The 16,914-nt window shown below is 36.9% G+C and carries 11 protein-coding genes and 2 pseudogenes; 6 read left to right on the top strand and 7 right to left on the bottom strand.

All coding sequences use genetic code 11. From position 1 onward, the window contains the following. Positions 1-183, top strand: a pseudogene (locus I6E24_RS11465) (hypothetical protein); the annotation flags it as partial. Between the two features lie 184 nt (positions 184-367). Further along, positions 368-2,176, top strand: a complete 1,809-nt coding sequence (locus tag I6E24_RS11470) for a PL29 family lyase N-terminal domain-containing protein (RefSeq protein WP_235328683.1) — start codon at positions 368-370, stop codon at positions 2,174-2,176. 87 nt (positions 2,177-2,263) lie between these two features. Here I6E24_RS11470 and I6E24_RS11475 read toward each other — a convergent pair whose 3' ends face one another. The 4 genes from I6E24_RS11475 to I6E24_RS11490 form a co-directional block, all read right to left on the bottom strand. After that, positions 2,264-3,097, bottom strand: coding sequence for a fimbrillin family protein (locus I6E24_RS11475; RefSeq protein ID WP_235328684.1), 834 nt, complete (start codon positions 3,095-3,097; stop codon positions 2,264-2,266). Between the two features lie 26 nt (positions 3,098-3,123). Beyond that, the gene (locus tag I6E24_RS11480; RefSeq protein WP_235328686.1) at positions 3,124-4,545 is read right to left on the bottom strand and encodes a fimbrillin family protein; all 1,422 of its coding nucleotides are present in this window, start codon (positions 4,543-4,545) and stop codon (positions 3,124-3,126) included. Positions 4,546-4,651: 106 nt separating this feature from the next. Further along, on the bottom strand, positions 4,652-6,244 hold the full coding sequence (locus I6E24_RS11485) for a M64 family metallopeptidase (RefSeq protein WP_235328687.1): 1,593 nt from the start codon (positions 6,242-6,244) through the stop codon (positions 4,652-4,654). A gap of 58 nt (positions 6,245-6,302) precedes the next feature. Further along, a complete protein-coding gene (locus I6E24_RS11490; protein WP_235328688.1) occupies positions 6,303-6,701 on the bottom strand; it encodes a type IV secretion protein Rhs in 399 nt (132 codons plus the stop codon). Positions 6,702-7,105: 404 nt separating this feature from the next. Here I6E24_RS11490 and I6E24_RS11495 point away from each other — a divergent pair, with 404 nt between their 5' ends. Beyond that, the gene (locus I6E24_RS11495; protein ID WP_235328689.1) at positions 7,106-7,432 is read left to right on the top strand and encodes a TRL-like family protein; all 327 of its coding nucleotides are present in this window, start codon (positions 7,106-7,108) and stop codon (positions 7,430-7,432) included. Between the two features lie 72 nt (positions 7,433-7,504). Beyond that, entirely contained in the window at positions 7,505-8,050 is a 546-nt protein-coding gene (locus I6E24_RS11500) for a hypothetical protein (protein ID WP_235328690.1), read from the top strand. A gap of 233 nt (positions 8,051-8,283) precedes the next feature. Here I6E24_RS11500 and I6E24_RS11505 read toward each other — a convergent pair. The 3 genes and pseudogenes from I6E24_RS11505 to pckA all read right to left on the bottom strand — a co-directional run bounded on the left by I6E24_RS11505 (position 8,284) and on the right by pckA (position 14,696). Beyond that, a pseudogene (locus tag I6E24_RS11505) lies at positions 8,284-9,441 on the bottom strand (transposase). A gap of 210 nt (positions 9,442-9,651) precedes the next feature. Next, a complete protein-coding gene (locus tag I6E24_RS11510; protein WP_235328691.1) occupies positions 9,652-12,447 on the bottom strand; it encodes a PL29 family lyase N-terminal domain-containing protein in 2,796 nt (931 codons plus the stop codon). A 644-nt stretch (positions 12,448-13,091) separates the two neighbouring features. Beyond that, entirely contained in the window at positions 13,092-14,696 is a 1,605-nt protein-coding gene (pckA, locus tag I6E24_RS11515) for a phosphoenolpyruvate carboxykinase (ATP) (protein WP_235328692.1), read from the bottom strand. Positions 14,697-15,146: 450 nt separating this feature from the next. Here pckA and I6E24_RS11520 point away from each other — a divergent pair, with 450 nt between their 5' ends. Next, positions 15,147-15,782, top strand: a complete 636-nt coding sequence (locus I6E24_RS11520; protein WP_235328693.1) for an HU family DNA-binding protein — start codon at positions 15,147-15,149, stop codon at positions 15,780-15,782. Between the two features lie 127 nt (positions 15,783-15,909). Beyond that, the coding region (locus I6E24_RS11525; protein WP_235328694.1) for an ATP-binding protein at positions 15,910-16,914 on the top strand (1,005 nt) is incomplete at its 3' end.

A 16,914-nucleotide genomic window follows, 5' to 3' on the forward strand; every position in this document is an offset into this window, starting at 1 on the left:
ACTTTAACTAAATATCCAATTAAGTCTTGTAATCTTGTTAGATTAAAGTTTAATTCTCAATACAATAATTATTTAAAATATAAAATCGAATTTAATATCAATAATATTCCTAACACCATTAATTTGGTTTTTAATCCAATAAAACTTGGTGAAGCTTGGTATCTCACATTAAAAGAGAAATAAATATTATCAGTAGGTACAAAGTGTCATAAATACTTTTTACAATACAACAAAAAATATCATATTAATTTGTTATATTGTAAAATATTTACATAAAACACGAATAAATTCTTATATTTTTGGCCTATAATTCAAAATAATCATTAGTTTTGTATCCAAGAAGTTATTAACCAAAATACTTAAATCAATGAAACTAAAATTTTCTTTTTTATGGTTGCTGATGATAATCAGTGCCGTATCGTGTAAGTATGACGACAGTGAACTTTGGGACAGAGTTAATGACTTGGATGATCGTCTGACAAGCATCGAAAGTCAATTGACTAAAATGAATTCGAACATTAACTCAATCAGTCTTATTGTCAATGCGTTAGAGGGCAATGTATATGTAACCAAAGTAACCGAAACTGCTGATGGCTACATTATTGAATTCAGTGACGGAACTACTGCAACTATTGCAGATGGTGAGGATGGTGAGGATGGTAACGCAGGAAAGGATGCGCCTGTTATAGGAATTGACAAAGATACTGACGGTAATTATTACTGGACTCAGACCATAGACGGTCAGCAAACTTGGCTTACCGATGAATATGGAAACAAAATCCCTGTTACGGGAGAAGATGCCGTTACTCCTCGTCTAAAGGTAAGTGCAACTGGTTACTGGATGATTAGTTACGATAACGGATTAACATATACAGAAGTATTAGACGAAAATGGAAATCCGGTTAAGGCTGTAGGTGAAGATGGTGAAGATGGTGAAGATGGTGAAGATGGTGAGGATGGAAATGACGGTGCAGCAGGTTCAAATGGTGATTCATGGTTTGACGATGTGCGTTATGACCCGAATACCGGTATCCTGACACTTGTAATTAACGGTGAAACCATTCAGCTTACTACCGGTGAACCTACAGGGATTCCTTCTGATGCACAGGCTGGGGTTCCTCCTACAATTAATGCAGGGGATGAAACGTTCATAATGCCTACCAGTATTTCTGCATTGTCTGTAGACCCTGAAAATTCAAGAATAGGACGTTTTAATCTCGCCGGAATTCAAACTAATGGCAAGTGGCTAGAATTATATGGGACAGGCGCAACTAACCAAAATGTATGGGTAGAAATTAACGGGATACAGAAAGGAATAAAAGTAATAAACGGTAATGAAGTGGCTTCACGCTCACGTTCAAACTCTCCGGTATCTAAAGCAAAAGCTGATGTAATATTTCTTGTAGATAATTCTGGCAGTATGTCACAAGAAGCCAATAAAGTAGCCGATGAAATTATCAGATGGTCTAATGAGTTGTCGCAAACAATGGATGTAAAGTTCGGATGCGTGGGAATTGACCATTGGAATATAAATGGAGCAATAAACATTACTGATGTAACTACTTTATCTGATTATTTGAACCAAGGTTATGGAACGTCACGAACTCAACATTTTGGTAAAAATATGACAACACCACCTGCTGATTGGCAACAACTTGAAGCAAAAGCCGCTGCTTATAATAATGCCGGTGGAGAATGTGGAGGTATCATGTTGCATTTTGCAGATGAGAATTTCGCCTTTCGCGATGGTGCCAACCGTTTCTATGTATATTTTACAGATGAACCTAATCAGCCGGGAGGAAAAGCTCCATGGTCTGTATTGTCTGTAAAAGAAGATTCAGAACATTATAACTGGGATGCATCTAGAGGAGTGATTTATACTGTATATAGTAGCTATGATGATCCTCATAAATATCAGAGTTGGTTATACGATGAAGATCCGACTTTGTTCTCTACTTACACAGGTGGACAAATCTTAAAGACTACCGGAGATTTCAACATTAGCTTGAGTGAATTGCCGGTTACAGGAGCAATCACACAATCATTTATTATTCAGTTCAATATCACTCCTGATTTGACTGTTGGCGGAACTTATGATGTTACTATCATTATTTACTCGCCTGATGGAACAATTAAATCGCAGTACACATATAAAGGAATAAAGTTCATTGCATAGATTATTGAAATAGAAAAATAGCTGATATTATTAGTCCCGAATGGAAAAGAATCATAATGATTCACATCCGATTCGGGACTAATTATTTTATTTTGTATAAGCACTGCAAGTTCTGGAATTACCGCTTCTGGTGTCATCTATACTGACATATATATTCTTTAGTTTCGCAAGGCCTAATCCTATATCGTTAGATGCCGTAACACGGTAATTACCAACGTTTGTTTCTATAATTGCAAAAGCGGCGCCTTTCTTTATGGTTTGATGTGGTATTACCGCTTTATAAGACTTATTACCGTTTGAACACATCACCACGTCGCCTTTTGTGGTCAACGTGGAAACAGTATTCTCTTCAATATTAAGATTCGCAGCATAATTCACGTCCGTAAGGGTTACACGATACACTTCAATACCAGAATATTCAAGATTAACAACAGCTTTAGATAGTATATGAATAAATTTCAAGCTGACTGACTGGCTGCTTGTAGATTCATCATTATATGCCACCATCAAATCGCTGAGTGTATAATCAGTGTAATCGCTTTGATCCTGTTTGCACCGGAATGTAAAGTCTGTTTGCATATCAGAGCTGTATGGATAGACTGCATAATAAAACAATTTGTCATTTTTATCTTTCAGCTCAATTCCTTCACTCATAGCCGTGAATTTGCTACCGTTGTATGAGTAAGGTACATTATGTGCATAAGGGTTACTGCCAATGCTGCCGGAGGTATTATATCCGTTGTCGATTTCAGCAAAAACGCTTATTTTGTCGTTTCTGTCAAAAGTGGTATCTGTGGCTCTTGATCCGTTGACAGCGGGACTGAAACTTATATACTCCGGTGAGTGTTCAGGCTGGTCAACTTCGGAACACGCGCAGAAACCTAAGACAGGCATTAAACCTAGAATTCTGTAAAGTTTCATATAAAACCGTATTTTAATGGTTCTGATTATTTCATATTGCTAAATACTGAATAGTAATTTCTGCTGTTAACCTCTATATTAGAGCTTCTGCTTCTTGTCCATGATGTATTTACTGATAGTCCGTCCTTATCTTTGAAAACTCTGAATACACCTTCCTCCATCAATTTATTTTCAGGGTCATAGCCTTTCTCTACCAATATAAACGCATAGTACAAGTTTGAAATTCCACTACTTGATTTTGTTCCTGAAACAACCAAGGCTGTTTTTGTACTTATGCCATAAGTTGAACCAGTAACATTGAAGAAAGCAGTGAAGTTATTTCCTGAACCGCTGATGAAGGCTCCATTTCCTGCTCCTACAGCGTCACCCTCCTCATTCCTTTCGTTATAATCTACGGTATTGTTAGAAGTATTCTGATTGCTGAATTTGATAATATATGACTCTACAATAAAGCCAGGTTCGTATTCACCATCCTCACAATAAACAGTTTCGAATGGATCAATAAAATAAGTACCTTCCACTATCGGTGGATTAACTCCTGAATATATAGGAATCCAATCGTCAAGTTCTTCGCGTATATCATCAGGCACTACATCTTCAAATCTGTCATCTTCCTCACCCCAAGGATAAATATCACCTGTAAACTCAACTGTAACGGCATCATTATTGTATGTCAGTGAAATCTCATACTGCATACCGGATTTCATGTTAAGAGAATTACTAAGTGTAACAGGATAGTCTTTACTTCCAATAGATAATGTTGCAAAGTTATCTTTTGCCAATATCTGTGGAGGAAGAACAACCTTATAACTCATATTACCGTTTGCTGCCATAATTACTTCACCTTTTTTATTGCCGTATGTGAAGTTCATCGCATTAAGATCAACAGACGCATTAGTGTAAACGCTGTTCAGTTTCAAAGTATAGTTGCCGCTAGGCCAGTTGCCACCTTCCAAATTAACTATAAGCTTAGATAATCTATGTCTGAATTTCAAATCAACAAGTTTTGAGGAAGTGGCAGATGTATGTGCTGTACACAAATCACTAAGGGTATAATTCTTTCCTGTCTGATCTTGTTTAATACTGAACATAAAATTATCACTAGCATCTGCAGTATATGGATATACCGCATGATAATAATATTGGGTTCCGTCTTCATCAATCTCTATACCATTAGAAGATGTAAACCTTGAGCCATTATAAGTATACTTCACATTGTCTGCATAATTTCCGGAACTTAAGATAATCCCCTTATTGTCATTTCCGTTTGATTTTACTGCAAAAACACCAATATTGTCCTGAATATCGAACTTTGTGTCCGTAGCTCTGGAAGGTGCATTGATTTCAGCACTGAATGATACAAAATTGTCTTTCTGCTCAATGTCCGGATTCTCGTTATCCGGGTCATTTTCGTCAATCTCTGCTTTGGCACATGAATTAAGAGCCATAATGCCACAACAAGCAATAATCCCTAAAACAAATTAAACTTTCTCATGTCTTGCATAGTTTTAATAATTAATAAAAATCATTTGTCTGATATATTTCATAGAATAGTTATTTCATATTTTTAATCATCACCGGTTCTCCCAGAGGAATAAAATTTTCCGGCATATTTTCACTTCTTGAGCCGGCAGGTTTGTTTACGACATCATTTTCCATAAAATCAGAAATAGAGAAGTCTGTACCCGATATAGTCATAATTCTCTTGACGATACTCCATCTGCTTTGTACATTAAAATAAGGTATATTATTATTCATACAGCTGTTTTCTTCCGGTCTCCACACTCCATATTGATATTCATATCCACCTTCGAATGCTCCCACATCAGAGTATTTTGCATGTCCGACAAAATCTTTCCATCTTATTATTTCAAGATTGTCAGTGAAATCCAGATTATGATAGAATCCCAATTCCTGCCATTCCTTTATTTCCTTAACCCGGCTTTGCGGCATTTCTTTATCATAATATACATACTCATCGCATAAAAGTCCAAACGCATGCCCCCCTGCCTCATGATGGATAATACCCTCAAAATCATAAGGCGGCAATTCAGTACTCATAGGACACAGTGCAATGGAATTACCATTTCCGTACATATAGGCCGTACCTGCATATTTGTCAATGTTCAAGGGGACAATCACCGTAACAGGTTTATCTTCATCAATATACTTAACATTTTTCACATACTCGAACACCATGTCATCATTACAGCTAATAGCCGTACCGGTGCCGAATCTTGTTTGAAATTTAGTCTTACCTCCTCCTACTACATCAGTCTCTGACTCAGCAACAACAGAATACACAGAAAAATAATCCCTATAGCTGGAATATGGTTCTATCGAGAAGAAATATTCCATTGACTGTTTCATTATCTCTTCATATTTACCTCCAATACTCATATCATCAACTGTAAATCCGTCACCCATTATAAACAAGTTCACAGGATTATTTATTTTCGCTTTTTGAATTACGAAATATTCTCCGTCAGTATAATACAGTTTCTCACCGCTAATCTGATTAATGCTTATTGTATCAGACAGATTAAACTTCTTATTAAATATAACTATATAAGCACTACGCACATTACCGGTTCTATTTTCCGATATATTAAGAACTATCTGCTTATCAGTGAATTCTTTTGCCATCTGACTCTCTGACGACTGACTATACCCATCAATATCTATCCAATCTGCATCACTATTTATATCAACTATATATGGAACATTCTTAAGTATATTAAGCGAAATTACAGTGTCATTCTCGTTCAGAGATAAATTTTCTTTTTCAGAGAATTGAAGAAATTCATTTCCAGATTGTGTTATATTTATGACATTTCCACCAGAAGGATACTCAAAATACATCTGGCATACCCTTGATTTATCAGAAGTATTTTCAGTCAGTTCAAACATAAGGATTGATTTGTCATCATCCGAAGCAATTTTATTTACAGAAATCCATTCCGGAACTTCCGAAGCAATTTTCCAATCCGAATTACTGTACACATCAACTTGCTTTTCTCCACCTTTTGAATCAAAAGACAAATACTCTGTAGAAAAATTAAGATACACTTCTTCCACAGTTGTTTCATCTTTACAACCAATTATTATTGTGAGAAACAGGATAATAAAACACTTGATAGCATTCATAAACGTAGACAAAAAAAGGGAGCATATAAACTCCCTATTGCAATATAAATAAAATTATTTAGTCTTTTTTCCCGTAGAAGGAAGTCATTGTTCCAGCATCATTCAAGAAATTGATTGTAATATTCTTACCGTTTATTGTTATTGTTATTCCGGAAGAAGTATCGCTCTTCAAATAATACTGATCATTGGAATATTCCACATTATAATTTTCCATACCGTCATCATAAAATTCTGCTGCTACAGTCACTACAGTCGATGAAATTCTGGCAATAGTTATGTAGTAAGGATCTTCAATTACAGTATTGTCCACATAAAGCTTTCCTGTATAAACGCCCTGCACCTGAGTAGCATAATCAGAAATTTCTTCTACATCTTCTTTAGAACTACAGCTTGTAAAAGCAACGTTAATTGCAAATAAAAAACAAAATACCGAAAATAGATTTTTCAACATTTTCATAATAAAAATTTTTAATTGTTCATATTCTCCATTCTATAAATCTCTCAAACATCAAAAAAAGATTTTTATAATCTTTAATGTTTTCTATCGCAAAGGTAAAAAAAAATGAGAATCCCAAATTTTTAAAAGTGGTTTTTTTATAAATATTTACATATCGCAATAAATTTACGAAAATACAAATATTTGATTAGTAACAGTTTAATAAATCCATAATGTATTTAGACATGAATAATGAATATTTATATACAATATATTCAATTCTTCTCTTATTATTGGTTATTTTTACCTATTTGCAAAAAAAATATATTTCTCAAGAATATATCATAAATAAAAAAACATATATTTGCAGTGAAATCAAACAAATATTTTAATACAAATTATTTAATAACTTAAAAACTATTGTTATGAGAAAGAAAATGATCAAACTGGCTATGGCAGGTATGGTAGTATTCGGAATGTCAAGTTGTGCTTCAATGACTTTCACTCCTGCCGGTAGGGGAACATTGTACACAAGTGTAAAAACCGACGGACACGTTACATCTAATTCATGCGGAACTAAAGTAGGTACAGCAACTGCCACAAACATCCTTGGTTTGGTTCTTACAGGTGATGCATCAGTAGAGACAGCCGCTAAATCTGCAGGCATAAAGAAGATCAGCCATGTTGACAGAGAAAACATGAGTATTTTAGGAATCTATGGCACATACAAAGTTATTGTTTACGGCGAATAATCAATCAGACATGACTTATAAATTGTGGGGTATATAATAAAATTATATACTCCATTTTTTTATTTTTCCCTTATGAATAAGATTTTATCAATATTAGTATTTTTGGTAAGCTTTACCTACATCAATGCCCAGGACATTACAAAGTTCTACAAGCAAAGCATACACACAGAAGGATTATTATATTTTGTATATCCGCAAAAAATGTCAATAAAGAAAGGCGAATCATCAAATATATGCAAAAAAGATTTGAGTTACGATTACACCTATCTTGATTCAAAGGATTCCGTAACAATCCTTATGACAATAACCACATCCGTGCCATATAAGCCTGACTGTATTGAAATCACATATAATTCAGGAACACAGAAAAGTTCTGTTTCCGGGAACACAGAAATATTATATGTAGAATCTCAAAAGAAAAATTGGAGAACCAGAGTACGTACAACTATTGGATATAGCGAATGGGTAAATATATATAAAAGCCCAACTCCAATAACGGTATCATTTTCATCCGATACCGACAAACAGAAAATCGAATATATGGACAGTCAGAAAAGATGGAAGAAAGTATCTATGAAATTTATCCGTCTTTTCCAACTGATAGACTATAATAACTGAAAATCCGGTCATAATACTTCCTCCATCAATTAATAAGGCATGTGTTGATTAGGGATATTCAGTAAATGTCCTTAAAATATATGATGGCATATGAAGATGATATAACATAATAACTCCATATGCCATTTTTCTTGTACTTTTTCCATATTTTCTCTCTTGATTCTAACCGTTAAGACATGCCTCTCCGGAAAAAGTCTGATAACCTCTTCTGATTCTTGGTTATGAAAATCATGTCATGCCGTTTTAGCTGTTCTATTCCTGATTTTGTCTATCATCAGTACTGCATTGGCTGTATGTATTCCGAAGAAAATCCACAGGATTTCCGTGTTCATGTTCCGTGCCTTTATCCTTGATAGTGAGTAATGTTGCTTTTGAATTCCGAAACTTCCTTCAAGTCTGGTGGTTCTTTCCCTTGACAGCCCACTTCTGAGAACCTTTCTCAAGTGTTCATCCTTTGCAGCTCTTCATTTGCGTACGAAGGAAGTGGATATACTATATTTAGTACAATATTTTCTGTTGGCATTATTGGCATATATGGAGTCACCTGCCGCACATGTCACCCTCACTTTCATGAGGTTCTGCTGCATACGGATACAGTTCTTCAGGCGTATACCCTCATTGAAAGCCTTGAACGAGATGTGTTCGATAAACGATATGCCGTCTATCTGTATGTTGTTAACCTTTGCACCGAACTCGACGGGTTTGGTTTCCTTGCCTCTTACGATGGGACGTACATAATGACGGTCAATACTTACAATACGGTCACTGACCTTACGGCCTTCAAACATTTCCTTTTCCTGTACTAGATTGTTGCGTGGGCGTCTCATGCCAAGCTCCTTACAATTCCGGCAGATATGTCTGTAAAGCCATTCAAGACATTTCCAAAGGAGCTTCATGTCTGTAGGGAAACGCATATGGCTCTTATAGCAAGTGGCATCTGTCATGCACACGTGAAGATTCTCAAGATATGGTTTCCAGTGTGTGGCCAGTATCTCCTGAAGGGATTCAATGTAAAGACGGGCTGCTATCTCGTTACGGATGGCGCTGACTATCTTGTAGTTGGTTATGGGGAAAGACGGGTCTATCATGATTCCACAGAACATCTGGTAATGTATGTTGCCGTTAAGATGTTCCACAAGATGTCTGTCAGAAAGTCCGGTATAGGCCTTCAGGATCATAAGGGCAATCTTTGCGGAAGGACTGAATATCTTCCTGCGTCCAAGACGATTTTCAGACAGCCCAATGGTTTTTGCCATAACTTCAAAAGGGAACACTGAATGAAGCCTGCCAAGCTCACTCTCATTAAAACTCTTGCGTTATTTTTCCAGAATATCAAATTCTGTAAAACCCAAAGTAGGGTGAATTTCCGAAATATTTTGTATCTTAGCCATATCTTTATTGGGGGATTTCCCCCGTTTGGGCCGTCAAACCTTATTTTCGGGGGAATACCTAAAGATACAAAAAAGCCAACTAATTCGCAATACTTTGTGTATGAATTAGTTGGCTAATTTTATAATATTTACTGAATGTTCCTAATTATTTGCATAAAAAAGAGTTCGGTTACTACCGAACTCTTTTTCATTATAATATTACATTAATAATTACTGTTTCTTAAGTGTTACAGGGATTCTAACCTTAACTACTGACAGCTTTGTAAATTTAACTGTTGCTTCAACCTCCAAATTATAATTAGACTGTAATAAGGAACCTTCGTTCTTCCAAGTAACTACACCTGTGTTTGGATCAACTAACAAGTCACTACCATCACTCTTATTGTTAATGATAGTATTGTAATCATTATTTTCTACAAAAGCATAAGTTATTGTAGGCACTTCAACTTTATATACACTTGTTGCTTTAGAAGTCAATGCCTTATCCTTCCAAATATAAGCATTTTCGGTATCTAATACAAGTACTTTATCAGCAGTTTCCACTGTTCTAGGACCAACTCCATCAGTTAATTCAACACCTTCAGCATTGCCTGCAATGAATGGATTTACAAATACAATATTATATAAGTAATCATCACACACTTCACCATTAGCAAGGGTTGTAGTATATGTCATTTTCTTACTTGCATAAGGTTTTGTCAATTCACTTGAAAGAGCTACTGTATTATCGTTTGCAGTAATTCCACCGACAGGAGCAGTAACGCCAGTTTCTCCAACAGCCCAATTAAACTCAATAGAATTTACATTAACTGGTAAGTAATCACTTCCATCAAAAATGTTATCTCCCTGAGCATCTTTCTTGAAGTGTTCAACAACAGCTGTTGACATTTCCCACTTATCATTCTCATTCAACTGACCCTTAACTACAATATAATCACCTGCTTTGCCATCATAAGAATTTACATAATACAAAGGATTATATTCATATGTCTTGCAATCCTCTTTAACGTAGAATTCCTGTGTCAAGATTACATCTGGATATGCTTTCTTATCATCTGACTTAATTGTAATAGTAACTGTATATTTAGCTCCCTTACCATTAACATCTGTATAAGTATTCTCTGTCTCGATTCTATTATTGATTGACAATTCTACATTTGAAGTAATCTGATCATCAGCATTGAGATCTACTTTATACTCAATACCTTTAAATGTATCTCCAGTTCCATTAGCTACACCAATTTTTGTATATATTGGGTTGTTGATAGCACCTTCTGCTTCTATCTTGACATCATAAGTATCATGAGCTCCACCATAGAATTTCCAGAATGATTTTGCTGTTAATCCAGTCTTACCGTAAATCTCAGTATTAACATCTTGCCATGACATTACACCTACTTGTGTATCGTATGCAGCATTAAGTGTATAATAATCTTTTTCTTTTACTCCTGATATTTCAGCTTTAATAGCTTCTTTATCAACATCAGCAGTTCTAGTAATAGCGACTTTAATATAAGAAGAAGCTACCATTCTTCTTACACCGTGATTATCAACCATGAAAGCATCTACTCTAACAACTGGGGTACGACCAATTGCAGGTGTAGGATCAACTTCTTTATTTTCATTTTTAAAGTGTTCTCTATTAACCTTAAGAACACCATCATTCAAAGTTACGAACCACTGTTGATTTGTCTTCTGCTGGTCATCTGCTAAATATTCGTTTGGTAATTCGAACTCATATTCCATTCCATAGAATCCTAGATCTACCAAATAATTATCTTTCAAATTAGAATACAAACCTACTTTGTCTTTCAAATCAAGACCATTTGCATCGTTGTAAACCAAATCAAAATTTGCTTCAGCAGCTAATGCGACAAATTCCTTAATAAATTCACTTGTCTCACCCTTATCACCTACAATAGCTTTTTTTCTTGGGTAGAATTCAATAGCATCGTTACCAACTTTTGTTTCAGTTGTATCTGCAATTACCACATCAACAGCTTTAGATGTAATATGAACAAAATCTGAAGTAACAACAGATTCCTGACCACTAACAACCTGAAGAGCTGCGAGAGATTTGTCTGTTAATTTAGACGCATTAACTAAAGCTTTAACAGTTGCTTCACCATTTTTGATCTCAGAATCACGTACTTCCATCAATGATGCCAAATCACCTGTAGCTCTACTTACAGCTCTGTTAACAAAGCTTACATATGTATCTTCTCCTACGTATGTATCTTTTGGATTTAAGCGATATAGCATTTCAACTACATTAGATTTATCATATGCCTGTCCAATAAAAGTTTTGTCAGTTTTATATTTAGTTTCATCAATATAGTCTTTTATATGATAAAAATCTTTAGTAGTTGTAGGATAAGGTAATGTTTGACTTATTCTTTCCGGCAAGAATGCTACAGAGCCTAAAGCTTCACCTAATTTTATTTCAACTTTACCGCCCTCTACACCCTCAACATTAGCAAATGTAAGAGTATTACCATTCTTTATAGCAGTAACACCAGCTGCTTTCCAGCTGATTTCTGTAGACTCTACAAGTTTACCATCTTGATAGATATCAAAATATCCTGTTTCTGTGTTAGGAACGTAATATTTACCATTTGTACCATTAGTACCATTAGTACCATTAGTACCAACAGCCTTGTATTCTGTTTTATTATCATTCTTATACCAGTAACCATCAGAGCCAATAGTCCAAACATCAGCATCTTTACCTGCTGTACCATTAGCACCATTAAGGACATCGTAAGTTTTACCATCACTTGTAGTAATCTTAATACCGCCATTACCATCTGTAATAGTTTCAACTTTTGTTATTACAGTTCCAGCCTTCACTAGCGTCTGTAATTCTTCCAATGAGGTCTTAATTCCATCGACCTGTTCCTGCAAGTTCTTGATATCATCATCATAGTCCTTACAAGACGTAAAAGTTCCTGCCGAAGTAACCAAAAGGGCTCCGAACAGAAGTGCACTTAAATACTTTTTTCTCATGATAAAAAAAATTTTAATTTATAAATTAAAAGAATTAAATAGTTATAATTCAATCCGTTATAAACCAAATATACAGAAACAGGAGGTAATGAAAATAAAGTTTAGTACAAGGGACACACAAGGGACATAAAAAGACAACGATACGGTATTGCAAGCCCATGAAACATGCCCCAGAAGGCTCTGTAGCAATGATTGCGAGTGATGTAAGTTGTCGCCCCGACAACAATACCTTATCATCTATCCCTAGTATCCATGCTTTTTCACCTTTCACATTAATACCTATTTCAAAGAACCGTTTGACCATTCATTCACCTCCGCGTCTCCGGATGAACAACAGCGGTAAAAGAATTTACAAACTTTATAAAAACCATATAAATATGATTTCTACTGAGCAAATGTATATACTTTATTTGAGAAATCAATCTTTAGTGAGTAGAAAACTATGTAATATTAACCTTTTTTAATGGTAGATGAAAAATCATTACAATATTTTGTAACACTTTCATATAGTATATACATATAAGCAAAACTTATTGAAAACCCTAATAGAGCTCTAACAGAGCACTACAACCGATAAACAAAAGAGAGCGACCCCAGCAATTTGGAGCCGCTCTGTTATAATTAAAAAATGTATATGGGGGAAATTACAATTTTGGACCAGCTGCTACAAGAGCCTTACCTGCTTCGTTTCCTGTGAACTTAGCGAAGTTCTTGATGAAACGTCCAGCCAAGTCTTTAGCTTTTTCTTCCCACTGGCAAGCGCATTCGTAAGTATCGCGTGGATCAAGGATCTTAGGATCTACACCCGGCAATTCTGTAGGAACTACGAAGTCGAAGAATGGGATAGTCTTAGTAGGAGCCTTGTCGATAGAACCGTCAAGGATAGCATCGATGATACCACGAGTATCTTTGATAGAGATACGCTTACCTGTACCGTTCCATCCAGTGTTAACCAAGTATGCCTTAGCACCAGTCATTTCCATCTTCTTAACAAGTTCTTCAGCATATTTAGTTGGGTGCAAACTCAAGAATGCAGCGCCGAAACATGCAGAGAATGTTGGAGTCGGTTCAGTGATACCACGTTCTGTACCAGCCAACTTAGCAGTAAATCCTGACAGGAAGTAGTACTGAGCCTGAGCTGGGTTAAGGATAGATACTGGAGGCAATACACCGAATGCGTCAGCTGACAAGAAGATTACCTGCTTAGCGTGAGGACCCTTAGAAACCGGCTTAACGATGTTTTCGATGTGGTTGATTGGGTAAGAAACACGAGTGTTTTCTGTTACGCTCTTATCAGCGAAGTTAATCTTACCGTTAGCATCAACTGTAACGTTTTCAAGAAGAGCGTTACGCTTGATAGCGTTGTAGATATCTGGTTCTGATTCCTTGTCAAGGTTGATAACCTTAGCGTAGCAACCGCCTTCGTAGTTGAATACACCTTCGTTGTCCCATCCGTGTTCGTCGTCACCGATAAGTTTACGTTTTGGGTCAGTAGAAAGAGTAGTCTTACCTGTACCAGACAATCCGAAGAAGATAGCTGATTCAGTTTCGTCCATGTTAGTGTTAGCAGAACAGTGCATAGAAGCAACACCACGAAGTGGGTTGAAGTAGTTCATCATAGAGAACATACCTTTCTTCATTTCACCACCGTACCAAGTGTTAAGGATAACCTGTTCCTTAGTAGTCAAGTTGAATACAACAGCTGTTTCAGAGTTCAAGCCAAGTTCTTTGTAGTTTTCAACTTTAGCCTTAGAAGCGTTGTAAACGATGAAGTCAGGTTCGAATGATTCAAGTTCTTCAGCTGTTGGGCGGATGAACATGTTAGTTACGAAGTGAGCCTGCCATGCAACTTCCATGATGAAACGAACTTTCAGACGAGTACCTTCGTTAGCACCGCAGAAACCATCAACAACATAAAGTTTCTTGTTTGACAATTCTTTAGCAGCAAGTTCTTTCAATACATTCCAAGCTTCTGTAGTTACAGGCTTGTTGTCGTTTTTATATTCTTCTGAAGTCCACCATACAGTGTTTTCACTTGTAGCGTCTTTTACCAAGAATTTATCTTTAGGAGAACGACCAGTGTAGATACCAGTCATAACGTTTACTGCACCAAGTTCAGTTACCTGACCTTTTTCATAGCCTTCCAAACCGGCTTTTGTTTCTTCAGCAAACAATACTTCGTATGAAGGATTGTGCAAGATTTCTACGGTACCCTGGATACCGTATTTGGTAAGATCTAAATTTGCCATTGTTCTAATGAATTAAATTGGTTATTATTTTAGATATATTTATTTCCTTTTTGGCGACACAAAAATACAACATTTTATTTTAATGCGATTAATAATTAGAGAAAAAAATCCGTAATAATGAAATATTTATACTTGTGTAACACATTTGCAAGGTTAATGTTGCAAAACATAGTTTTAACACTTATATAGTATACATATTTTAAAGTTGTTTTTCTAGGTTATATTCGGTTTTTGGGATACATTTGCGGGACGGCGGACGGGTGTCGGAATATGGATGTATGCAGATTAGGATTGCGACATGCCGTCATCCACGGCGTAAAACTAGAGTGCGCAGAGCGTAAAACTATAGTTTGACGTGCGTAACACTATAGTTTGCAGTGCTTCAAACTCCAGTTGTACGACGCAGATTTCAAGCCTTTTCTTGTCAAATTTATTATAACATAAGACCTTATGGACAAAATTGAATATGATTTCTATGAAAACCCCAACAGCAAGAGCGACAACTCAAAATCGAAATACCATATCAGGATTTGCAGGCGTCAGAAGATTTCCACCAAGTCGATGGCGAACAGGCTTTCGAAGTACACCACACTTACTCCGACCGACATTTACGCTACCATAACCGCACTACAGGATGCCATCTCGGGAGAGCTGGGCGCGGGAAACATCGTGGTGCTGGACGGTATCTGCCAGTTTGAAATAACACTGGGCACGGAAAGCGGTGTTGTGGACGGACTGGAGAACGGCAAGAATGTGGTTCTGAAATCGGTGAACATCAGGCCTCTGCCCGAATTTGTGGACATGGTGAAGGAGGCGCTCAAGCCTAGGGTAAAATCGAGGGGATTCCACTCGTCCAGGATTTCCGATGCGGAGATTGAAGCTTCTCTGACAGATTATTTCAAGGAGAACGAGAGTATAACCCGCAGCATCGTGGAGCAGAGATTCCGCATAAACAGGACCAGAGCCGCACAGATACTGAAACGGCTCGTGCAGGAAGGGAAGCTGCGGAATATAGGGTTCAGCAATCATCCCAAATATGTACCGGTGGAGGATGAAAGAGCTTTAGCTACATCGTCCGCATTTTAGGCACAATATTTTCAGGATAAGACATAATTAAAGGTGAGACAATTTTGTATTTCAACTGCTTTATATTAAATTTGCATAAAGTGAGGAGAGAGAGTCGGTTATATCCATCAATTAAAAACGGTTGCGCATGAAATATCCCATCGGAATACAGAGTTTTGAAAAAATCCGCATCAACGGATATGTTTATATAGACAAGACGGAATATATCTACAAGATGGTGCAGGAAGGCTCTGCATATTTTCTAAGTCGCCCGCGACGATTCGGGAAAAGCCTGCTTGTGTCGACACTGGAGGCTTACTTCAAGGGGAAACGTGAGCTTTTTGAAGGGCTAGATATAGAGAAAGAGGAAAGAGAGTGGAAGGTATATCCGGTGCTGCATATTGATTTGAATGCAGAAACTTATTCTGAACCTTCGGATATAAAGACTGTATTGGAACGACACCTGAATGCATGGGAAGACAAGTATGGAAGGGACACACGTGAACAGACACTGTCCGACCGTTTTTATGGCATTATCCATAGGGCGTATCAAACCACAGGTTCCCCTGTTGTAGTTCTTGTGGACGAATATGACAAGCCTCTGTTGCAAAGCATACACAACGAACCTCTGCAACAGGAATACCGTGCCATTCTGAAAGCGTTTTACGGTGTACTGAAAAGTACAGACGCATATTTGAAATTCGTTTTCCTGACAGGTGTGACTAAATTCGGACAGGTCAGTGTGTTCAGCGACCTGAACCATCTGAAGGACATAAGCCAGGATGCAAGATACGGAAATCTGTGTGGAATAACTCCCGGGGAACTGCAGGAGAACTTTCCGCAAGAACTTGTTGAGTTTGCCCAAAAGGAGAACACGACTGTGGAGAATCTTTGTGCAAGGATGAAGAACATGTACGATGGTTACCGTTTCAATCATACCATGCAGGGGGTATACAATCCTTTCAGCCTGCTGAATGCAATGGATGCAATGGAGTTCAGAAGCTACTGGTTTGCTACGGGTACACATACATTCCTGATTGAGCTTCTGAAAAAGAGCGACTACGACCTCCGGCGTCTGGAAAGCATAGAGATAGACGAAAGCCAATTCACAAGCTACCGTGCGGGAAACTCTGACCCTATCCCGGTGATATAC

Origin of the sequence: Bacteroides caecigallinarum, from assembly GCF_021530995.1 — a bacterium.
GTDB lineage: Bacteria > Bacteroidota > Bacteroidia > Bacteroidales > Bacteroidaceae > Phocaeicola > Phocaeicola faecigallinarum.